Origin of the sequence: Phyllobacterium ifriqiyense, from assembly GCF_030817885.1 — a bacterium.
Lineage (GTDB): Bacteria > Pseudomonadota > Alphaproteobacteria > Rhizobiales > Rhizobiaceae > Phyllobacterium > Phyllobacterium ifriqiyense.
The window spans coordinates 988901-1011167 of sequence record NZ_JAUSZT010000003.1; the positions used below are offsets into that span (position 1 = coordinate 988901).

Below are 22267 nucleotides of genomic sequence, written 5' to 3' on the forward strand. Positions count from 1 at the left end.
CGAAAACTGATGGCAGGACCAGACGGCATGATCACGCGCGCACCCTTCGCGAAGATGAACGGGCTTGGCAATGAAATTATCGTTGCCGACATGCGTGGACGTGCGGACAGAATTACACCGCAAGCGGCGATAGCGCTTGATCGCGATCCTGCAACCAAGTTCGATCAAATCATGGCGATCCATTCTCCCCACAGCGATGGCACGGATGCTTATGTCGAGATCATCAATTCTGATGGTACTCATGCACAAACCTGCGGAAATGGTATGCGCTGCGTCGTGCAGGCGCTCAGCGCCCAGACGGGCAAGCGCGAATTCTCCCTCGAGACAATCGCGGGAATTCTGACCGCAAGCGAGCACCCGGACGGCCAGATTTCCGTCGATATGGGAAGGCCGCACTTTGAATGGCAAGAAATCCCGCTCTCCGAACCCTTCCACGACACGCGTAAGATCGAATTGCAGATCGGGCCTATCGATGCGCCGGTCTTGCATTCGCCTTCCGTTGTCAGCATGGGCAATCCACATGCCATTTTCTGGGTCGATCAGGATGTCTGGAATTATGATCTGGAACGCTTTGGTCCAATGCTCGAAAACCACCCCATGTTTCCGGAACGGGCCAATATTTCGATCGCTCACGTAACGAGCCGTAACGCAATAACGCTGCGCACATGGGAGCGTGGTGCGGGCATTACACGCGCCTGCGGTTCTGCCGCATGTGCCGCCGGTGTATCGGCGGCGCGCACCGACCGGACAGACCGTGCCGTAACTGTAACTGTGCCAGGCGGCCCGTTGGTTATTGAGTGGCTGGAAAACGATCATGTCCTGATGACAGGGCCAGCCGAGTGGGAATTTTCAGGCTCTCTCGATCCTCAAAATGGCAACTGGGCACGCAGCGAAGACGCACAGGGAGCGGCCTGATGGCTGTGGACGTCGTTACCTTCGGCTGTCGTCTTAACACCTATGAATCCGAGGTGATGAAGCGGGAAGCCGATGCTGCCGGTCTTGGTACGCTTGAAAATGGCGCGATTATTTTCAACACCTGTGCCGTAACCAGCGAAGCGGTGCGGCAGGCGCGGCAGGCAATCCGCAAAGCCCGCCGGGATAATCCGCAAGCGCGGATCATTGTGACCGGTTGCGCGGCCCAGACAGGCGCCGATGATTTTGCCGCCATGGATGAGGTTGATCTCGTCCTCGGCAATGAGGAAAAGCTCAAATCTAACTCATATCGCATGCTGCCGGATTTTGGCGTGAACCAGTTTGAAAAAGTGCGCGTCAACGACATCATGGAAGTGCGCGAAACCGCGTCACACATGGTTGATGCCATTGAAGGGCGCGCACGGGCCTTTGTACAAGTGCAAAATGGCTGTGACCATCGCTGCACCTTCTGCATTATTCCCTATGGCCGGGGCAATTCGCGTTCGGTGCCGATGGGCGGCGTAATCGAACAGGTCAAGCGGCTTGTCGGCAATGGCTATCATGAAGTGGTCCTGACCGGCGTCGACATGACCAGCTATGGCCCGGATCTTCCCGGCAATCTGCGCCTTGGCAAGCTGGTAAAGACCGTCCTGAAAGAAGTGCCTGATTTGCTGCGCCTGCGCCTTTCTTCCATTGATTCCATCGAGGCCGATGAGGATTTGATGGAAGCATTGGCCACAGAAAGCCGTCTGATGCCGCATCTGCATCTTTCGCTTCAGTCCGGTGACAATATGATCCTGAAGCGGATGAAGCGTCGGCATTCGCGCGAAAATTCCATCACGTTCTGCGAAACTGTGCGCAGTATCAGGCCGGATATCGTGTTTGGCGCCGATATCATCGCAGGTTTCCCGACGGAAACAGAAGAAATGTTTGAAAATTCGATCCGCATTGTCGAGGAATGCGGGCTGACAAATCTTCACGTTTTTCCGTTCAGCCCACGCGAAGGCACACCTGCCGCGCGCATGCCACAAATGAATCGCAGGATAATCAAGGATCGTGCCGCGCGGCTGAGGGCTGCAGGTGATGCGAACTATAATAAGCATCTGGGCAGCCTTGTTGGAACGCGTCAGAAAATTCTCGTTGAACGCGAAGGCATTGGCCGCACGGAAGGCTTTACACTTGTCGGTGTTGATGCCGATGCGGCAGGAACCATCATCGAGCGGACTATAACAGGGCATGATGGTAACAAACTGTTGGCCAACGCCAGTGACAATGGCAGCAATCGCCACGCGGCATAAAAAGTAAAGCAGCATTCATGGCTCTGGGTTTTATCAAGAAAATATTTTCATTCGGCAAGAAGGAGGTTGAGGAAACCCCTGCCGATGTACCTCTTATCGAGTCGGACAAGATCGAAACGGTTGAGCAGATCTATGAAGATACTGCTGCGCAGGAAACATTGCCTGTTGGAGAAGAGACTTCTGTCATCGAGGTCGAAGAGTCTGATGCGCCCGTAAAGTCTGCGGCGCACGTTGAAGAACCCCTGCCCGAACCTGAAATTCTGTCGGAATCTGAGCCGGAGATCATCCCGCAAGCAAATATCGAGTCAACGGAACCTCTCGAACAGGCGATCATTGAAACCGTTGCTCCGGTTGAGATCGAAGTACTGCAGGAAGAGCAGATTGAAACGGTTATTGAACCAGAACCGGAGCTTCAGCCTGAACCCGAGTTTGCTCCCGAAACAGCGCCGGAGATTATTTCTGAGCCGGAACCGGTAATTGAAACGCCCGTTGTCGTGGCACCCGAAGACATGCCCGCGACACCCAAGCCGCTGGTCAAGAAAGTTACGGTGTCAAAGACTGTTCAGGAAAAGCAGGACGAAGAACCACAACCGGTAGAACCGGAAAAACGCATCAGCTGGTTTGAACGCCTTCGCAAAGGGCTATCGCGTTCCTCGCAACAACTTGGCGATTCTATCGGTGGTATCTTCACAAGGCGCAAGCTCGATGAAGATACGTTGCAAGACCTTGAAGACGTCCTGATCCAGGCCGATCTCGGGATGGAAACGGCGATCAGGATTACAGGTGCTTTGAGCGCCACACGCTACGGCAAGGATATCAGCACTGATGAAGTGCGTAATATCATGGCAACGGAAATCGAGAGGGTGCTTGGACCGGTGGCAAAGCCGCTGGAACTGGACCTTTCGCACAAGCCGCACGTCATTCTGGTTGTCGGTGTCAATGGCACCGGCAAGACCACGACAATCGGCAAGCTCGCCGCAAAGCTGACAGCCGGTGGTCTGAATGTCATGCTGGCTGCAGGCGACACGTTCCGAGCGGCAGCAATCGAACAATTGCATATTTGGGGCAAGCGCACTGGCGCGCCGGTCGTCTCCAGCAAGCTTGGTGCCGACGCTGCCGGACTTGCCTTTGACGCGTGGAAGCAGGCCAAGGAAGCGGGAAGTGACGTTCTGATCATCGACACCGCCGGTCGTTTGCAAAACCGCGTAGAACTGATGGAAGAACTGGCCAAGATTGTACGTGTTCTCGGTAAGCATGATCCCGAAGCGCCACACACGGTTCTGCAGACACTCGATGCGACGACCGGCCAGAATGCGCTTAACCAGGTTGAAATTTTCCGGAATATCGCCGGTGTCAACGGATTGGTCATGACCAAGCTTGATGGCACGGCGCGCGGCGGCATTCTTGTCGCCATCTCGGCAAAGCATAAATTGCCGGTGTATTTTATTGGCGTAGGCGAGCAGGTCGATGACCTTGAGCCATTTGCGGCAAGCGATTTTGCCAAAGCCATTGCTGGAGTTGCATGATGAACGAACCGATTTTCGAGCGCGATCCATCCGATCCCGCACACAAACAGGTCAATCCATTGCTGAAACTGGCGCTGGAAATGGGCCCGCTGATGATCTTCTTTTTTGCCAATGCAAAAGGTGAATGGCTGTTGGAGCGGTTTCCGGTCTTGTCAAATATTGGCGAACCGATCTTCGTCGCCACTGCCCTATTCATGGCTGCAACCTTTATTGCTCTCGGAGTATCCTGGGTCCTGACCCGAAGCCTGCCGATCATGCCACTCATTTCCGGCATCGTCGTATTGATATTTGGCGCGCTGACGCTCTGGCTGCACAATGAGACTTTCATCAAAATGAAGCCGACAATCGTCAATGCTCTATTTGGCGTCATTCTGCTTGGCGGATTATATTTTGGTAAAGCGCTTTTGGGCTATGTTTTTGACAGTGCCTTCAAACTCAATGCTGAAGGCTGGCGTAAACTGACTCTACGCTGGGGTATCTTCTTTCTCTTTCTTGCAGTGCTGAACGAAGTGGTTTGGCGCAGCTTTTCGACAGATTTCTGGGTGGCGTTCAAGGTCTGGGGCACAATGCCGATCACCCTACTTTTCACCTTCGCGCAAATGCCGCTGATCATGAAATATTCGACCGAACCGCTAACCAATGAAAAGGCCGCCAGCAAGAAGAATTAGGGCAAAGTTTGCTCTAATTCGACTTTAGCGCGGCCTCTATAGCAGGCATCAAATCTGTACGGATCGTCTCTTCAGAAAATGGTCCGACATGCTTGTAGGCAATGATCCCGTCGCGTCCGATCAGGAATGTCTCCGGCACACCGTACACGCCCCACTCGATTGCCGCGCGGCCATTGAGATCGGCACCAATTGCCCCATAGGGATTACCGAGATCCTCAAGAAATCCGACTGCGTTTTCCGGCTTGTCTTTATAATTGAGGCCAGTCAGCACAATCCGCTTGTCCTGTGCCAGCTTCATCAACAGCGGGTGCTCCTGACGGCAGGGCAGACACCACGAGCCGAATATATTGACCAGCGTGACCTGACCTTTGAACTTGGACGGATCAAGGCCTGGAACAGCTTGGCCATCCTTCATGAGTCCCGCAACCGCTGGCAGCGAAACATTCGGTGCTGGCTTGCCTAACAATGCGGAAGGGATGACAGATTCATCGCGGCCCGAAGCAAGCTGCAAAGCAAAGATAGCCGCAAGAATGATAAACAGGATCAAGGGCAGAAAAACGAAGATTGGGTTGCGCTTGCGAGGCATCGATTGCCTTTGAACGTCCTCGCTCATGATGCACCATCTTTGCCGAAACCTGAACGACGGCGGACACCACGCGCTTCGAGGTCGCGCAGTGCTTTGAGTTGGTTGCGCTGGTCGAGGAGAATCCAAGCGATCAAACCTGACAGGGCTATGCCTGCGGAAAGATAGGAAGCGAGTACGAAAGCCATATGATTGCTCATCATGGGGCCTTTCGTTCTGCGCTGCGCGCTGCGATACGCCGCATGGCAGTGACCCGGCGACGCCATATCTCATTGCGCATGACCATGATGTGCAATGTGAAGAACAGCAGCGTAAAACCGATTGCCATAACCAATAATGGCCAGAGCAAGGAAGGGTCTATTGTCGAGCCGCCCATGCGAATAACCGACGCTGGCTGATGAAGTGTATTCCACCAATCGACGGAAAACTTGATGATCGGGATATTGACGAAGCCCACAAGCGTGAGGATGGCAGTGACCCTTGCGGATCTCGCCGGATCGTCCATGGCGCGCGTCAGCGCAATCACACCAAGATACATGAGAAACAGCACAAACACCGAAGTCAGGCGCGCATCCCAGACCCACCATGTTCCCCACATGGGCTTGCCCCAGAGCGAACCTGTGATGAGGGCGAGAGCTGTAAAAACAGCGCCGATGGGGGCCGCTGCCTTTGCCGCAACATCGGCCAGAGGATGACGCCAGACAAGCGTGCCAAGCGCTGCAATCGACATGATCGTGTAGCACATCATGGAAAGCCAGGCGAAAGGCACATGGATGAACATGATCTTGACGGTTATGCCCTGCTGATAATCATCCGGCGCCATCATCGACATCCAGAAACCGATCGCAAGCGTGATCAGCGTTGCCCCGGCAAGCCAAGGCAAGACGCTACTCGCAAGGTTCAAAAACCTTGTCGGGTTCGCCAGATCGGTCCACCGCCCAGATTTGGATGCCACATTGCTCATAAATATCTCTTAGCTTTTCATATTTCGTTGCGCAATTCACCAGTCTGTCAGTCGGCGGATGATTTAAGTGCAGCTGCCGCCGCCCACGGACCGATAACCGCAAAGAACAATGTAATCGCACCTAGAATAAGCAAAGGTGCCAGAAATGGGGCCGGATCTTCAATTGCGCCATAGGACGCAGATACACCGAAGATGAGCACCGGAATGGTAAGAGGCAGAACAATCACCGAAACAAGCAGTCCACCACGCGGCAGCGAGACTGCAACAGCCGCACCGACAGCCCCTATAAGCGTGATGGCCGGCGTTCCTATCAGAAGGGTCAATGTGACTGCACCAATTGCCAGCGGCTCCATGTTCATGAACAGGCCCAGCAAGGGCGCGGCAATAACCAACGGCAAAACGCTCACTGTCCAATGGGCGAGGCATTTCACCAGCACCGTGATCGCCAGCATGCGGCGTTCGGAGTTCATGATGAGAAGATCAAGCGAGCCATCATCACGATCTGCCTGAAACAGCCGGTCGAGGCCAAGGAGAGTTGCAAGCAGTGCGCCGATCCACAGCATGGCCGCGCCAATGCGCGCGAGGAGCTTGAGATCGGGCCCGACGCCGAAAGGCACGACAGCAATCACAGCCAGAAAAAACAATATCCCGACCAGTGCGCCGCCGCCCGCCCGTAAACCAAGGCGGGCATCTCGCACGAACAATGCGCCCATCAGTGAACAGCCTCGAGTGTCAGTTCTTGCGAATGCGGCAATCCGAGAGGCAGATGCGTGGCCGCCACGATGATACCGCCATTGCCAAGATGAGCCTGCATCAACGCCGAAAACTGTGTTTCGGATGACTTATCCAGTCCAGCGGTCGGCTCATCCAAAAGCCATACGGGCCTGTCACTGGAAAGAAGCCGCGCTATGCTGGCGCGTCGTTTTTGGCCGGTGGAAAGATAGCCAAAGGGCAAATGGCTGATGTCGGCCAATCCCACCATTTCAAGCGCTTCGGACACATGCCGCGCTCCGCCGCCATAAAAGGATTGCCAAAACCGCAAATTTTCGTCCAGCGTCAGCGCGGGTTTCATCGCATTCATATGCCCGACAAAATGACATGCCGCGCCCAACGTTTCGAATTGCTCACGATTATCCTGCAGCACTATTTCTCCCTCGGCTGGCCGCAACAATCCTGCCGCGATTCGCAACAAGGTCGATTTGCCGACGCCATTTGGCCCGGTGATGAGTAGGGCTTCGCCAGCCTGAATGGTAAAGTTGAGGTCAGAAAACAAGATTTCCCCGCCCCGCTCTCCGCCCAACCCTTTGGCCACTAACTGCATGAAAAACCCGCTTTTTCTGTTTTGAGCGCAACCAAATGACCATTTCGCCGCAGCCCGTATTTTTGCGCCTTACGGTCTGGCACAAATCGCGGAAAAACTCTATATACCAGTCAACCATGCCAGCGGTCGGCATGGAAACAATTTTGGCCGATCTCAAGCGAATACTTCCCGGTATTTGCTGGGACGGACAGCGGAAATGACTGCACCCGCACCTTAGCGCGTCCTTGAAACGCGGCAAAGGCGTTCGTCCCGGGTTAGGCCGCAGCATAAGGACGAACGCAAAATGTCTCAGATCGATAGTTTTAAATGCCGTAAAACCCTCACCGTAGGGGATAAGGAATATGTTTATTTCAGTTTGACCGAAGCCGAAAAGAACGGCCTGGAAGGCATTTCCGCCCTTCCATTCTCCATGAAAGTCCTGCTTGAAAACCTGCTTCGCTTTGAAGATAACCGCTCGGTTTTCAAGAAAGATATTGAGAATGTCGCCAAGTGGCTTGTTGATCGCGGTTCTGCCGGGGCAGAAATTGCTTACCGCCCTGCCCGCGTTCTCATGCAGGATTTCACCGGCGTTCCAGCAGTCGTCGATCTTGCCGCCATGCGTGATGCAATGGTCAATCTTGGTGGTGACCCTGAAAAGATCAATCCGCTCGTCCCGGTCGATCTGGTTATCGACCATTCCGTCATCGTCGATGAATTCGGCAATCCACAAGCCTTCAAGCGCAATGTGGATCTGGAATATGAGCGCAATGGCGAGCGTTACCGCTTCCTGAAATGGGGCCAACAGGCATTCAAGAACTTCCGCGTTGTTCCGCCCGGCACGGGCATTTGCCATCAGGTCAACCTCGAATATCTGGCACAAGGCGTCTGGACCAAGGAAGAAGACGGCGTGACTGTCGCTTATCCTGATACCTGCGTTGGTACGGACTCGCACACCACCATGGTCAATGGTCTTGGCGTTCTTGGCTGGGGCGTTGGCGGCATCGAAGCCGAGGCTTCCATGCTCGGTCAGCCAGTTTCCATGCTTCTTCCGGAAGTCATCGGCTTCCGCCTGACCGGCAAGGTCAAGGAAGGCGTTACGGCAACCGATCTGGTTCTTACCGTTGTTCAGATGCTGCGCAAGAAGGGTGTTGTCGGCAAGTTCGTCGAGTTCTTCGGCCCTGGTCTTGATTCGATGACATTGGCTGACCGCGCCACCATCGGCAATATGGGTCCGGAATATGGCGCAACATGCGGCTTCTTCCCGATCGACAATGAAACCATCAACTATATGCATATGTCTGGCCGTGACGAAGATCGTCTGGCGTTGGTTGAAGCCTATTCAAAGGCTCAGGGCATGTGGCGTGAAGCGGGCTCTGCTGATCCGGTCTTCACGGATACGCTGGAACTGGATCTCGGCACGGTTGTGCCTTCCATGGCTGGCCCCAAGCGTCCTGAAGGCCGTATCGCGCTGGAAGGAATTGCTTCCGGCTTCCGCGAATCATTGCAGAAGGAATACAAGAAGACTGAACAACTCGATGCGCGTTATCAGGTCGAGGGCGAGAATTATGATCTGGGCCATGGCGACGTTGCCATTGCCGCCATCACGTCCTGCACCAATACGTCAAATCCAAGTGTTCTGATTGCCGCTGGCCTCCTCGCCCGCAACGCAGTTGCCAAGGGTTTGAAATCCAAGCCTTGGGTCAAGACTTCGCTCGCCCCCGGCTCGCAGGTCGTTGCCGCTTATCTGGAAAGCGCAGGTCTGCAGGTTGAACTCGACAAGCTTGGCTTCAATCTTGTCGGCTTCGGTTGCACCACCTGCATCGGCAACTCCGGTCCATTGCCTGCGCCGATCTCCAAGACGATCAATGATAAGGGTTTGATTGCCGCTGCCGTTCTTTCCGGCAACCGCAATTTCGAAGGCCGTGTATCGCCAGACGTCCAGGCTAACTACCTTGCCTCACCGCCTCTAGTCGTTGCCTACGCTTTGGCCGGAACGGTTACCAAGGATCTGACAACCGAGCCGCTCGGCGAAGATCAGAATGGCAATCCTGTCTTCCTCAAGGATATCTGGCCTTCCAGCCATGAAATCCAGGAATTCATCACCAAGAACGTTACCCGCAAGCTCTTTTCGGCAAAATATGCGGATGTGTTCAAGGGCGATGAAAATTGGCAGAACGTTAAAGTGCCAGCCGGTCAGACCTATGCATGGGATGACAATTCCACCTATGTGCAGAACCCGCCTTACTTTGTCGGCATGGGTAAAACCCCGGGCATTGTCAACGACATCAAGGGTGCGCGCATTCTTGGCCTGTTCGGCGACAAGATCACGACCGACCATATTTCTCCGGCCGGTTCCATCAAGGCCGCCTCACCTGCTGGTCAATATCTGACCGATCATGGCGTGGCTCCGCTGGACTTCAACCAGTACGGCACGCGTCGTGGCAACCATGAAGTGATGATGCGCGGTACTTTTGCCAATATCCGCATCCGCAATCACATGCTGGGTGAGAATGGCCGCGAAGGTGGTTACACCATCCATTATCCAACCAAGGAAGAAATGCCGATCTATGATGCGGCAATGGAATATCGCCGCGAGAATGTGCCGCTGGTGATTTTCGCTGGCGTGGAATATGGCAATGGCTCATCACGTGACTGGGCGGCGAAGGGCACAAACCTACTCGGTGTTCGCGCGGTTATTTCTCAGTCTTTCGAGCGTATCCACCGTTCGAACCTTGTCGGCATGGGCATTGTTCCATTCGTTCTTGAAGAAGGTACAAGCTGGCAGTCACTGGGTCTGAAGGGTGATGAAATTGTCTCCATCGAGGGTCTTGCCACGATCCAGCCCCGCCAGAAAACATTTGCGACAGTGACATTCGCTGATGGTCAAGTGAAGCAGGTTCCTCTGATCTGCCGCATCGATACTATCGATGAACTGGAGTATCTGAAGAATGGCGGCATCCTGCAATATGTTCTGCGCGATCTGGCTGCCTGATTCGACATCATATAATTGATTTTGAAGGGCCGCCGGGCGATCGGCGGCCCTTCATCGTTGAATGGTACAGCATTCGTGATCGAATTCACCTCAAAGTGACTTCCCCTTGAATGAACGGACTCCTATCAATCTTCTGGCAACCAATCTGACAGATAAGATTTATAAATTTCACGAAGAAAGCCCCGCAATCTTGCTTACGCGCACCACTTCAAAACTCTTGGCGATCGGCCTGCCCGTTTTGGCAGCGATTGCTTATGTGGTTCCGGTCTGCGCAGAAGATGCGGGAACCAAGCCGGAAGGCGTCGTCGAGCTTTATACGTCGCAAGGTTGCGGTTCATGTCCCCCTGCCGATGCTATTCTCAAAGAACTGGCGGGGGAAGGAAAGGTTGTGGCGCTGGCTTTCCATGTCGACTACTGGGACTATCGGGGCTGGACCGACAATCTTGCTTTGCCCGAAAACACCGAACGCCAGAACGAATATCGCAAAGCCTTGAGTCTCAATGGCGTTTATACGCCGCAGGTCATCGTCAATGGACGCGAGCATATGAATGGGCAGGACGAAACGAAGATTCGCCGCCGCATTGCCGATATGCGCAATACACCCATGGGGCTGACAGTGTCGGTTTCCATTGAGAAAGCTGCAAAAAACCGGCTTCTTATTGATATAGGCTCGGGATCGGTTACGGCTAATCCTGTCCGTGTCGTCCTTGCATATTTCAATCGCGAGAGCATCGTCTCTATCCCCGGCGGCGAAAATACCGGACGTATGGTGAGTTATGCCAATAGCGTTCGTGCCATGGAAACCGTGGGCATGTGGGATGGCAATGCTCAAAAGATCGAGATCCCAATGAGTGAGCTTGCCAGCAAGAAGGCCTCAGGTTGCGCGGTGCTGTTGCAAGAGATGCTTGGCGACGGCAAGCCCGGGCCAATCATCGGTGCGTCAATCATGGCGTCCAAATAGCTGAAACAAAAACAGGCCGGATAAATCCGGCCTGAGCTATTGGGGCATGTTGCCAAATATACTGAGATTATTGATCTGATCTGAACAATCCGCTTGGGCGGGGGGCTTGGGTAATCGAACTGCCCTGATCAAACCATCTCTGGCAACACAGCTGGATGTTCGGTTTGAATTTCGGCGGCAATGCGTAAGGAAGATGGCGAGAATGTGTCGCATCATCACCATTGGCTTCACCCCGTATTGGTTCGTGAGGTGCGGAAACGAAGGCACTGTTTTCACAAAATTTGCGCAGCAAGAAAATTGCAAGCTTGTAAAATTGTCCAGATGGGGTCACCTTATTGTCATCCAGGTGTCACACGACAAATTCAAAGGCGGTTGATTGATGGAAAGCAATGCAGGTGGCGACGATTCGCAGCGCCAGGCGAAACTCATCCCCCTCGTTCGAAATAATGATTTGCCGATTACCTTCGACCGGCGCGAACTCAATCAAATTTTGCGTGTTTATGGGTTTATGGTGTCCGCTGGCGAATGGCGGGATTATGCCATTGACCATCTTTCCGACAGAGCAATCTTTTCGGTTTTCCGGCGCACCAGCGAAGTCCCGATGTTCCGCATTGAAAAGAACCCGAAACTGTCACGCAAACAGGGTGCCTATAGCGTTATCGCCGCAAGCGGCCTTATTCTTAAACGCGGGCACGAACTCGACAGGGTCTTGCGCATTTTTGACAAGACGCTGAGCATCGTACGCAGCTAGAACAGGCCGCTCAATAGCGCATGCCAAATCTGCCAAGCGCGATCTTTGAAACATTGCCCACGCATGGCTTTATCTTTCTGAAGCGCATCAGCCCGATATTATCTGGAAAGCTTGCTGATTTTTAGAAATGGCCAGCCGGGCGGTGTTAAGCTCAGCAATAAAGCGCCACCATAACAGAATGCTTGTACTGCCAAAGCCAAGGCACAACCCGAACCAGATGCCATAGCTGCCCCATCCGAGCCCGTATGCGCACAACACCATCGCGGGAATGCCGATAAGCCAGTAGCCCACAAGTGTATTGAACAGGGCCACCTTCGTTTTTCCAAGCCCACGTAACAAGCCGACACAGATATTCTGTGAGCCTTTGAAGAATTGATGCGCAATGGCGAACCATAATAATGTGGCTGCCGCCCCGAACAGGGATGGATCGGCCCGGCCACCGAGAAATGGAAGCAAAACTATTTCAGGCAGGAACACATAGACAAGGCCGATAATTGCCATTGCACTGAAGCTGATCGCGAACGTTCGTCGTGCAATAGCGCTGACCTGATCTGCTTGCCCCTTGCTGACCGTCCTGCTCACAAGAATTGATGAACCTTGCGAGAGGCCAATATTAAGCTGGTAAACAATATAGGCAAGTTGATTGACGATATTGGAAGCCGCCAATGCTAATGGCCCGAAGGTTCCCATGAAGACCGTTGCTATCGAAGTGATCGCTGCTTCCGAACCATATGTCAGCGTAATCGGCAGGCCCATCCGGGTAATGATCGCCAATGTTGCCGGGCGTGCCCGCCATCCATCGAGCGCAAGCAGAGGCCTGAGCGCATCATCACGCCGGACGGTTCTGAGATAGACCAGAAATGTCCATGCCTGAACCAGGGTGGTGGCAAGGCCAATTCCAGCCAATCCAAGCGGAGGTATCCCGAGCCAACCATAGATGAAGATCAGGTTCAGGCCAGCATTGACGGCTATGGATATTATCGTAACGGTCAATAAGGAACCGGCGCGGCGCATGCCGACCGCGAACTGCCGCAACACGTTTAGCCACAGCATTGGCAGCAAGCCCGGGGCCAAGGTCAGCATGATCGGCTTGGCCAAAGTTGCCACCGCAGTCGCTTGGCCAAGGAAAGTCAGGATTTGGCTGAAAATCACCAATATGACGCCGGCAATCGTCGCCGCAATTGTTGCAATCAACATTGAGGCACACAGCAGGTCGCGTATTTCGTCAGTCGCGACGTCGTCAATTGCAGATGTTCCGGTACGTTTCTCGCTGCGTCCGACCGAAGCAGCAATGAGATTGCCCACCCCCGTCACCATACCAACGCACATGGTACGCAGCTGGTTATAAAGCAGCAGCGAAAGGCCCCCGGCTGCAACGGCCTGAACACTGATGAAACCCATCATCAGCAGATCGGTGCTTGTCAGGGCAACCTGGGCAAACTGGATACCTGCAATGGGCGCAGCCAAATCCAGAATTTCTTTATACTGTCTGAAATTTATCGGCATCGCTTTAGGCCCACAACGTCGTCGGAGGCACTGATGCCAACCTTATCGATTCAATATAGGCGTCAAAAAGCTGGTCAAGGCGACGATGCGCCGGTTTGTCCAGAAGCTGCCGCTCGTTAAGCCAATCATCATTGAAAACGCTGTCGAGATATTTTTCTCCGGCGTCACAAACCAGGACGACCATAATGCTCTTTGGCTCCACGAGCGCCAAACGTTTGAGAGCAACGTGGATGGCAGCGCCTGCAGTGCCGCCAACGAGAAGGCCGGTCCTGCGCGCCACCACACGTGCCGCCGTGAATGCATCAATATCTTTTACTGTAAGACCCTCATCGATCAGTTCGTGCTCGACATTGGGTCCAACCGTAAAACCGGCCGGCGCTCCGGCCCCGGTCTGCCAGTATTTGCCCGGGGCTCCGCCGAAAATAATCGATCCGGCAGGCTCCACGCCAATGCTTGTCACATGAGAACCGAGACGATGCAGTTCTTTGACCGTTCCACACAGTGTTCCCCCTGTTCCCACCGCGCCAACCAGATAGTCGATATCTGTTCCAACATCCCGAAGCAGTTCCATGGCTAGCCCGGCATAGCCTTCATTATTGCTCGGATTGTAGTGCTGATCCGGCCAGAAAGCGCCGGTAGCCTTTACAATCTCGCCAGCTACACGGCGTCTGGCAACCGTGCTCGGACCCTCGGTATTGCTTTCCACGAATACAAGCTCGGCGCCCATCGCTTGCATGACCCGCAGTTTGTCGCGCGAGGCATGATTATCCACAACGGCCGTAAATTTATAACCACGCTCAAGAGCGATCAATGCAAGCCCGGTTCCTGTATTGCCCGAGGTTGGTTCAACAATATGTCCTCCTGGTTTGAGCTTGCCATCGCGCTCGGCCGCAAGAATCATCTCCCGGGCCATCCGCACTTTACATGAGCCGGTTGGATTAAACTGTTGCAATTTCAGCAGCAGCCGGCTGCCCGAACCGGTGCGCGACAGCTCCAATAATGGTGTGTCGCCAATCAGCTCGGAAGATTTGGTTTTAATACGTTCAAAGGAAGGATTGCTATACACATTCATCGGTCAATCCTCCACGTAAAACGCTCATTGTCCTCGGTCACGACGATCTTGGGGGGCAAGGCAAGTTGGTGAAACTCGCTTTCATTTTTATCCATCTGATAGCCGGCAGTATTGGGGTAGATGATGTGGTCGCCATAACGAGGTGGCGCAGGGAAATTGATTTTCCGCCACGTCAGGACGTCATATTCCATACAGCTCGATCCACCGATCGCCGCGCTGACGGGGTTCTGTGGCCGAGCCTCTCCGTGTTGAACAAGAAATGGTGCAGGCAGAAACTCACTGTTCTTCCATTGCTCGGACAAGCTCATGCTGATCCCTGCAACCGTAACGATCCCGTGTTTGTCGTTCTGTTTATATCCCTGCACCGGAAAGACGGTCATCCCCGCCCCATCCAGCAGAGCTCTTCCAGGTTCCAGATAGAGCTGAATTTGCGCATCAGCGAGGCGCGAAGCCAAAGTGCCAGTCGTGGCGGGTGATTGGAGTACGGCATCCAGCATCGCGGCGCCGGTTGGCGACTGGTAGTATGGATAAAAGTGGTTAAAGGTCTTCCCGGCGTGAAACTGTGACGGGTCCATTGCTTCAAGAAAGGAATGCCAGTCCTGCTCATCGATATAATGACAGGCAAAGCCGCCGCCAATTGAGATAGCGGCACTGGGAAACCCTTGCTTGCGCGCTTCAAGGCAGCGATCAATGAGCGCCAATGCCAATTCAGCACGCGGAGCGACCGCATAGCCATCAAGGTGGAAAGAATAGCCATTCATGATGACGTATTCACGGGATTCGGCGCAACGCTTCAGCGCAGTATCCAGGTCTGCCTGGTTCAGCCCAAAACGACTATTGGGCGCATGGGGAGGCAGCAACGGCGGGGAGACTGGAACATCATGCCTATTCTGCCCTGCACCGTTCGGCCGGAGCGGCCACGGACATTTCCGACGCTAAAACCATCACAAGTGACCAGTCCGTATGATGGTTGGATAAGGCCCGCCATCACCCGCCCGAGGGTTGTTTTTCCTGTCCCGGATGGCCCGGTCAAACCCAATATCGACCCGGCATGAACAGTGAGGCAAACCTTGTCGAGAATCCGGACGGGACCAGACTGGGAACGCCCGAATTCAACAATTACATTCTCTGCTTTCAAGCAAGCCATCACAGCGCTCCGGCGGCTGAAAGCCGTGCCGCGTAATTATAGGTTTCGGGCAAATCAGTAAGCACGGGTGGCACGCCCGGCATCATGTGCAATCCATTGCGGGGTAATGCGGCAAGCAGGTCGCGGGTGTAACGCTCCTTTGCTCCGCCAGCCAATATATCGCGTGCTTGCCCGCTCTCTACCATTCGGGAAGCATACATGACGCTTACAGTGTCAGCAGCACCGCTATCGATGAGCTCCGCTATATCATGCGTGATGAGGATCACGGCAGCGCCCGCATCTGCTGTCCCGCGTAAAAGGCGCAAGAGGCCCACCGTAAGATCGGGATCCAGAGAAGCCGTCGGCTCGTCAGCAATGATTACTTGCGGATTTCCCGCCAACGCGAAGGCAACCGCGGCGCGCTGGGCCATTCCGCCGGACAGTTCATGCGGATAGAGGCTGAGCGCGGTGGGGCTGAGATCAACATGGCTCATCAGCTCGCTAGGCGTAAGCGGGCCGCCAAGGACAGTGACAGTCTCAGTGAGCTGCGATCCCACGGTGCGCACCGGCGTCAGGAAGGTGGCTGCCGATTGTGGTATAAGCGCAATATTGCGGCCCGCCAGTTCACGTTCCCGCCCAAAAATGCTCTGCCCATCATAAGTAATATTGCCTGTGACCTTGGCCGAGCGTGGCAACATCCCTGTAAGAGCTTGCGCAATCATTGATTTTCCGCAACCGGATTCGCCCACCACCGCATGAATGCGGCCCCGCTCCAGCGTAAGACTGACCCGTGTAACCGCATGTACGACACCGCCGTTCAAAAGTGGCAGCCGGATGGTGAGATCGTCTATAATTATAGTCATCAAATAGAACCCCGCACGCCATTCATGCGGCCCGTGAGGTTCGTACCCACAATCCCGATAGACAAGGTAACCGCGATTAAAAACAGGCTTGGAAATACAAGCAGCCACCATTGCCCAAGCAGCAAAGCCCCTTGCGCATCAGCAAGGAGCGTACCGAGCGATGCTTTGTGCACGGGGAGTCCAATCCCAAGGAACGACAAGGTCGATTCATGCCAGATTGCATGCGGTATGAGGAGTACGAGTCCGATCATGCTTTGACCAAGTGATGCAGGCACAAGATGGTACCAAATGATCTGCCAGCGACTCATCCCTGAAAGCCATGCCGCCTCGACATATTCGGCATGTCGAAGTCCCAATATCTGCGCTCTCACGATGCGCGCAATCTGAATCCAATGCGTTAGAACAAGAGAGGCAACAATTGCCAGCAGTGAGCCTCGGAATAGGGACACGATGATCACCCCGAGCAAAACATGTGGCAACGCGTTCATTCCATCCATAAGGCGCGTAATGGTTCGGTCGACCCAGCCGCCCGTCATACCCGCAAGAATTCCAAGCAGCATGCCAAACAGGCTCGATCCGACGGCCGTCGTCAGCGCAATCGTCAACGATATTCGCAGCCCGGCCGCCACTCTGATAAATAGATCATGGCCAGCAGAGTCCGTGCCGAAAAGACCACCTGCACCAGGCGCAAGCCCGCTGCGCGCAAAGTCAGCCGATAGGGGATCAACATTGGTTACCCAAGGCACAATAAACGCATAGCCGCCGATCAGCATAAGTACAGCCCAGGCTATTGATACGGCTGGAGAGGGCAAAAATCGTCGATTCCAGGAGACCTCAAGCATCGGCGTCCACGCGCGGATCGAGAACGACATAGATCACATCCGCCAGCAGATTTCCGATCAGCACCAGCATTGTTATGGCAAGCGTGAGAAAGGTCAGCAGAGGAAAGTCCAGAGATTGCGCGCTTCTGACGAGCGCGCTTCCCAAGCCCGGCCAGGCGAAAATTGTTTCAACGAGAACAGAACCGACAACAAGCTCCGGTAGCCGCGCGCCCACCAGCGCTATGAAAGGTGGCAATGCAGTTGGCAGGACGTGTCGGCGCAGAATCATCGGGTACGGGATGCCGCGAACACGCGCGCCCCGCACCGCATCAGAGGTCAACACTTCGGCAATAGAATCCTTCAGGCTTAAAACCAGCCATGGTATTTGAGTTACGCCCAAAACCAGGCCTGGAAGCAGAAGGTGGCTCACTGTCGATGCAAAGTCTATTGGCTGCCCCGGATATGTCAGCCCTCCAGTCGGCGCCCAATGCAGTGACAAAGCAAAAAGACCAAGTGCGGAAAGCGCAAGGACAAATGGAGGGATTGCCTGCAATATGATCGTCAGAACACCGATCGAGCGACTGATCAGGCTTTGCGGTCGAAAGCCGGCAATGGCGCCCAACAGGAGCGATACAACCACACTGATCATCAATCCTGTTACGCCCAATAGAAGGGTCCATGGCAATCGGTCCCGAAGAACCTGCGCAACCGGCTGATAGTACGATCGGGATATGCCGAGTTCTCCGCGACACAGGCTGCTTATCCACTCCCACCATGTCAGATACCAGGGAGCATCCAGACGCAATTCTGTGACGAGTTTTGCCTGTTGCGCAATGCTGAGCTCTCCGGCACGGCCGTCCATATAGGCATCAAGAGGATCATAAGGACTCACCGCCGCAAGCGCAAAGACACCAATGGTGACGAGGACGAGAAGTGGGATCAAAAATCCGAAGCGTCTGGCAACCATGACAAGAATATCGTGGCGCCGACGGCGCCACCTTTCATGCAACATACCCACACTATTGCCTCTGCCAATTTTCGATCGCATACCATGGGCCAAACCCCACTCCATGGGTATGAGGCTCCAGAATCGCAGCATCCCTTGTGAAACCTTGCTGCCGCTTCACATAAACATGATTGAGATAGGCCAGTTGCAGCATGGCAGGCTTCAATCGATATTGCTGCTGTATCTGCCGGTATAAATCGACCCGCTTATCGGAATCTTGTTGAACGCGCGCTTCATCCAGCAAGCGATCGACGGTCGGATTGATGTAATCAGAACCATTGTCCCATTTCGCTCCCACTCCGGGTTGGCATATTTTGAGTGCAGAATATGATAAATCTGGCCATCAATCGAGTAAGGTATGCCGCCGCCGCCCAGCATGACTGGGGTGCGGGCGTAGACTTCCGCAGTTACTGACTTGGAGTCCTGCGCTACCAGATTGAGCTCAATGCCAATTTTCTTAAGATCACTGGCGGCAGCAAGACTTAGATCCTTGCGCGCACGATCACGATTGGGGAAATAGATAACGTCGAATGCTGCACGCAGACCGTTCCGAGCGCGCACGCCATCCGGCCCCACGACCCACCCCGCATTGTCGAGAATTTTCTTTGCCTGTTCGGGATCATATGGAAACTCTTGACCCGGGTCATAGCTGTCACCATAAAACGAAGCCAAAAAGGTGGAATTCGCAACGCCATGCCCTTTCAGCACATGCTTGACCATGCTCTCACGATCCACTGCGAGATTAACAGCAAGGCGCACCGCATCGTCACCGGCAACCGGATCGCCAGCCGGGAGCGTAAGGCCTCGCCAATCGGCAGTAGGAACGGAAATTACTTCAAACTCAGGAGCCTGAAATGTTTGCGCCAGCTCGGCAGCCAGCATACTGCCATCACCCTCACCGGCGCGCAGTTGCTGAGCGCGGGCATTTTCATCGGCCGTGTGGCGGATGATGATCTTGTCGACCTGTGGCTTGCTGTCCCAATAATCGGCACGCGCACTCATGATAGCTTGGTCAGGCCGAAGTTCGGTCAGCACATATGGACCCGTGCCAATAGGCTTGTCATTAAGCGAAGAGTTTTCCGCTTTACCAAGATTGACGAAATCGAACGCTTCGGAAGGGGCGATTGAATTGAGCAAGCGGCGACCAAACTCCGCCAAGGGTTCCTTGAGTGTAAACTTAACTGCGCTACCCTCCGCCTCGACCTTTTCCACTTCGTCCCACGCAGAGATTTCCGACGATGCGGAACGAGGATCAAGCAGGGCCTTGAAGGTGGCCACGACATCCTCGGGACCAAACGTCGTGCCGTCGGAAAAACGCACACCGGAGCGAAGTGGTACCGTCCAGACGCGATTATTGTCGCTTGGGACACTGGGACCGGAAGCAAGGATTGGCGTAAGGGCAGGTTGCTTGTTGAAAAGGCCTGTCTCAATCCGATAAAGACCTTGATAGATATGCGAGTCGCCGTTGCGGCCGTGACCAGTGATTGGATTGTACCGGCCCAGCATATCTCCATCGATGATGATAACGGTGTTGACCGAAGGGGACGATGTTTCCGCCAAGGCAGGCGGAATAACCAAAATCATGCTTGTAATTGCAGTAGCGAGCAAGCACCTGACGTTCATTAAAGAGGTCATTAAAAAATCAATCCTTTTAATACAAACTGCAAAATTAATCGGCGCGGCGTGGAGAAAAATTTCCAAACTCAATTCACGCAAATCGATACTTAATAACATAACGTATCTTCTCACAAGCTGTTTTTTTATGGCGTGAAATTTTCCGGTTTTTAGATCTCGGTAGATGCGATCGGCGCGCTGTTATTGACAGCACCGCATACGGATGATAGCCGTATGATAATATGATTGTTTTAGTCAATTTATATGTTAGATGATATATTATTACACATAATCAAGAAGGTCTTATTATGCTTGGCAATGGGCTTAAGTCACTTTGTACAATTGGTTTGATTGGTATTTTGACAGTGGGGTCCGCTACGGCTGACAGCACAAAGACGCAATCCATCGTTGATGAGCGGGGAACGACGGTCCAAGTGCCGGTTGAACCCAAGCGCATAGCCGCCATTTCTTATTTCGCGACGGATGTTGCGTTCGCGCTTGGCATCAAACCAGTGGCGACCACCTACATGGCGGCCGGTCGCGACCCCGATTTTCTTCTGGGCATGACAAAGCAGATCAAACAAATCGGCCAGCGGGCCAAACCAAATCTGGAATTGCTGTCGGAAGCCAAACCCGACATTATCGTTGCCATGCGCCGCTACACTATCGGCAATGCCGAACAGTTGCAGAAGATCGCGCCTTATGTGGCTTACAATATGGAGCTTTTGAGCGAAAGCGATCGCGAGATCTCCCAACTTGCAAAGATACTCGGCAAGCCCGAGCGTGGCGATGAACTGAATGTGGCATTCTCCCAGCACCTTGCCGAATACAGTGCCAAAGCGCCGAAAAATGTGCATCCGCGTTTTCAGATCATGTGGGCTGGAGATACCCCGTGGTCTTTCCATACCGAGAATACGACGGCCTCGATTGTGGCGGCTCTTGGCGGTGACAATATCGCAGGTTCAATGCGTCCCGGCGGACCGTTTGGGGTAGAGCTCAGTCTTGAGGCTATGCTGGAAAAAGACCCCGAGGTCATTTTTGTCTACGATTCTGGCCCCGACCGCCCCCACGAGAATAACCCGATCTGGCAGCAGCTTTCTGCAGTCAAGAATGGCCGCGTTTTTTATGTGGCCGATCATTGGGTAGAAACCAACGGTCCAATCGCCCGCGAAATCGTTTTGCGTGAAGCAGCGCACTATCTTTATCCGGACACCTTCCCGAAGGTCGATGTCAGAGCGGAAGCCGCTAAGCTGATACCTTCAGACATTCAGTAGTTATACTTCTTGGCGCAGCGGCAAAAAACGGGGATGGGGCGATCAGCAACTATGACCGCCCTTATTGTGGCAACAGGCCTGCTGGTTGTGGTTGCCGGCCTGCTCGTCGGCTCCAAACCGCTAGGATTGTCCAAGGTTCTATCGGTTCTCGTATCGCCCGATGGCAAGATTGAATCAATCCTTGTTTGGACACTGCGCTTGCCCCGGAGCCTTTCGGCCCTTGTGGCAGGCGCGGGGTTGGCAGTGTCGGGCTATCTGTTGCAGGCGCTAACGCGCAACCCTCTGGCTGGTCCGGATATTACCGGCGTCGCATCGGGCGCCGTAGCACCCATCGTATTCTGCTTTGTATTTCTACCGTGGATTTCGTCGGTCTATCATCCATTTGTCGGGTTGGCTGGCGGTCTGACTGCTGCCTCGGTGACACTTTGGATATCGCGTGGCGGAAGGGGCCGTCCGCTGCATCTTGCTCTTGGCGGCATCAGCGTTTCACTTTTTCTGGGAGCAATAACCACCTATGTTCTGCTGCTCAGCGGACCGCAAACACCTTCCCTCCTTTTCTGGTTATCCGGCGGTTTTCAGGGAAGATCATGGCCGCAGCTTCTGTACATGACACCTTGGGTTGCCGTTGCCGTGGTCGGCGCTTTTGCCTGCCAGCGTGTCATCGGCATGCTGGCACTCAGCGAGCATGCATCCATCGGCATGGGCCTGAATATGAATTTGTGGAAACCGATACTCCTTGTGCTTGCTGTTATGCCCGTAGCCGGTGTCGCGCCGGTCGCGGGGCCAGTTGCTTTCGTTGGTCTTGTCTCGCCCCATATTGCTCGACTGCTCAAGCCGCAGAGCACCCTATGGTCAATTGCCTTGACAACCGCCATTGGTGCCTTGATGGTTGTAACTGCCGATGTGATTGCCCGCAGCATTGCCCTGCCGCGCGAACTTCCGGTGGGAATTATCACCGCATTGCTGGGTGGCCCATTCTTTGTCTATCTCGTCCAAACGCAAAGTTTTTCGCTGAAAGGCGGTCATTGAC

At 54.1% G+C, this 22267-nt stretch carries 22 protein-coding genes; 9 read left to right on the plus strand and 13 right to left on the minus strand.

Annotated elements, in window-relative coordinates; translation table 11 throughout:
• The first annotated feature begins 27 nt into the window (after positions 1–27).
• The 4 genes from dapF to QFZ34_RS12425 are packed head-to-tail and all read left to right on the plus strand — an operon-like array spanning position 28 to position 4404.
• Positions 28–915: a diaminopimelate epimerase gene (dapF, locus tag QFZ34_RS12410; protein WP_307286283.1), complete on the plus strand. Its 888-nt coding sequence runs from the start codon at positions 28–30 to the stop codon at positions 913–915.
• Positions 915–2210, plus strand: a complete 1296-nt coding sequence (gene mtaB, locus QFZ34_RS12415) for a tRNA (N(6)-L-threonylcarbamoyladenosine(37)-C(2))-methylthiotransferase MtaB (protein ID WP_307281336.1) — start codon at positions 915–917, stop codon at positions 2208–2210. The genes dapF and mtaB overlap by 1 nt, the downstream gene beginning before the upstream one ends.
• A 17-nt stretch (positions 2211–2227) precedes the next feature.
• Positions 2228–3736: a signal recognition particle-docking protein FtsY gene (ftsY, locus tag QFZ34_RS12420; RefSeq protein WP_307281340.1), complete on the plus strand. Its 1509-nt coding sequence runs from the start codon at positions 2228–2230 to the stop codon at positions 3734–3736.
• Entirely contained in the window at positions 3736–4404 is a 669-nt protein-coding gene (locus tag QFZ34_RS12425) for a septation protein A (protein WP_307281344.1), read from the plus strand. Before ftsY ends, QFZ34_RS12425 begins: the two co-directional genes overlap by 1 nt.
• 13 nt (positions 4405–4417) lie before the next feature.
• Here QFZ34_RS12425 and QFZ34_RS12430 read toward each other — a convergent pair whose 3' ends face one another.
• Genes QFZ34_RS12430 through ccmA form a run of 5 tightly spaced genes read right to left on the minus strand, consistent with a single transcriptional unit; the run spans position 4418 to position 7272 of the window.
• Entirely contained in the window at positions 4418–5017 is a 600-nt protein-coding gene (locus QFZ34_RS12430; protein WP_307281347.1) for a DsbE family thiol:disulfide interchange protein, read from the minus strand.
• Positions 5014–5190 (minus strand): heme exporter protein CcmD, encoded by a 177-nt coding sequence (ccmD, locus tag QFZ34_RS12435; protein ID WP_307281349.1) that lies wholly within the window; start codon positions 5188–5190, stop codon positions 5014–5016. The genes QFZ34_RS12430 and ccmD overlap by 4 nt, the downstream gene beginning before the upstream one ends.
• Complete coding sequence (locus QFZ34_RS12440) at positions 5187–5951, minus strand: heme ABC transporter permease (RefSeq protein ID WP_307281351.1); 765 nt, start codon at positions 5949–5951, stop codon at positions 5187–5189. The genes ccmD and QFZ34_RS12440 overlap by 4 nt, the downstream gene beginning before the upstream one ends.
• A 47-nt stretch (positions 5952–5998) precedes the next feature.
• On the minus strand, positions 5999–6664 hold the full coding sequence (ccmB, locus tag QFZ34_RS12445) for a heme exporter protein CcmB (RefSeq protein ID WP_307281353.1): 666 nt from the start codon (positions 6662–6664) through the stop codon (positions 5999–6001).
• Positions 6664–7272: a heme ABC exporter ATP-binding protein CcmA gene (ccmA, locus tag QFZ34_RS12450; protein WP_115054453.1), complete on the minus strand. Its 609-nt coding sequence runs from the start codon at positions 7270–7272 to the stop codon at positions 6664–6666. Before ccmA ends, ccmB begins: the two co-directional genes overlap by 1 nt.
• A gap of 283 nt (positions 7273–7555) precedes the next feature.
• On the opposite strand from ccmA, the gene acnA reads away from it, so the two are divergent.
• From acnA to QFZ34_RS12465, 3 genes are all read left to right on the plus strand, one after another.
• Entirely contained in the window at positions 7556–10243 is a 2688-nt protein-coding gene (gene acnA, locus QFZ34_RS12455; protein ID WP_115054454.1) for an aconitate hydratase AcnA, read from the plus strand.
• Between the two features lie 106 nt (positions 10244–10349).
• Positions 10350–11204: a DUF1223 domain-containing protein gene (locus QFZ34_RS12460; RefSeq protein ID WP_307281356.1), complete on the plus strand. Its 855-nt coding sequence runs from the start codon at positions 10350–10352 to the stop codon at positions 11202–11204.
• Positions 11205–11583: 379 nt separating this feature from the next.
• Entirely contained in the window at positions 11584–11955 is a 372-nt protein-coding gene (locus QFZ34_RS12465) for a DUF2794 domain-containing protein (RefSeq protein WP_115054455.1), read from the plus strand.
• Between the two features lie 87 nt (positions 11956–12042).
• On the opposite strand, the gene QFZ34_RS12470 is transcribed toward QFZ34_RS12465, so the two are convergent.
• From QFZ34_RS12470 to QFZ34_RS12505, 8 genes are all read right to left on the minus strand, one after another.
• Positions 12043–13461 carry an MATE family efflux transporter gene (locus QFZ34_RS12470; RefSeq protein ID WP_307281360.1) on the minus strand — a complete coding sequence of 473 codons (1419 nt, stop codon included), beginning with the start codon at positions 13459–13461 and terminating at the stop codon, positions 12043–12045.
• Between the two features lie 4 nt (positions 13462–13465).
• Entirely contained in the window at positions 13466–14533 is a 1068-nt protein-coding gene (locus tag QFZ34_RS12475; protein ID WP_307281363.1) for a PLP-dependent cysteine synthase family protein, read from the minus strand.
• The gene (locus QFZ34_RS12480; RefSeq protein ID WP_307281365.1) at positions 14530–15294 is read right to left on the minus strand and encodes a type III PLP-dependent enzyme domain-containing protein; all 765 of its coding nucleotides are present in this window, start codon (positions 15292–15294) and stop codon (positions 14530–14532) included. Before QFZ34_RS12480 ends, QFZ34_RS12475 begins: the two co-directional genes overlap by 4 nt.
• Positions 15295–15353: 59 nt before the next feature.
• Positions 15354–15680, minus strand: coding sequence for an ATP-binding cassette domain-containing protein (locus tag QFZ34_RS12485; protein WP_307281368.1), 327 nt, complete (start codon positions 15678–15680; stop codon positions 15354–15356).
• Positions 15680–16522, minus strand: coding sequence for an ATP-binding cassette domain-containing protein (locus QFZ34_RS12490; protein ID WP_307281371.1), 843 nt, complete (start codon positions 16520–16522; stop codon positions 15680–15682). Before QFZ34_RS12490 ends, QFZ34_RS12485 begins: the two co-directional genes overlap by 1 nt.
• Positions 16522–17394 carry an ABC transporter permease gene (locus tag QFZ34_RS12495; protein WP_307281375.1) on the minus strand — a complete coding sequence of 291 codons (873 nt, stop codon included), beginning with the start codon at positions 17392–17394 and terminating at the stop codon, positions 16522–16524. Before QFZ34_RS12495 ends, QFZ34_RS12490 begins: the two co-directional genes overlap by 1 nt.
• A complete protein-coding gene (locus QFZ34_RS12500; RefSeq protein ID WP_307281377.1) occupies positions 17357–18310 on the minus strand; it encodes an ABC transporter permease in 954 nt (317 codons plus the stop codon). Before QFZ34_RS12500 ends, QFZ34_RS12495 begins: the two co-directional genes overlap by 38 nt.
• 201 nt (positions 18311–18511) lie before the next feature.
• A complete protein-coding gene (locus QFZ34_RS12505; RefSeq protein ID WP_307281378.1) occupies positions 18512–19933 on the minus strand; it encodes an ABC transporter substrate-binding protein in 1422 nt (473 codons plus the stop codon).
• A gap of 338 nt (positions 19934–20271) precedes the next feature.
• On the opposite strand from QFZ34_RS12505, the gene QFZ34_RS12510 reads away from it, so the two are divergent.
• On the plus strand, positions 20272–21237 hold the full coding sequence (locus QFZ34_RS12510) for an ABC transporter substrate-binding protein (RefSeq protein ID WP_307281381.1): 966 nt from the start codon (positions 20272–20274) through the stop codon (positions 21235–21237).
• Between the two features lie 51 nt (positions 21238–21288).
• The gene (locus QFZ34_RS12515) at positions 21289–22266 is read left to right on the plus strand and encodes a FecCD family ABC transporter permease (RefSeq protein WP_307281385.1); all 978 of its coding nucleotides are present in this window, start codon (positions 21289–21291) and stop codon (positions 22264–22266) included.
• Position 22267 lies beyond the last annotated feature (1 nt).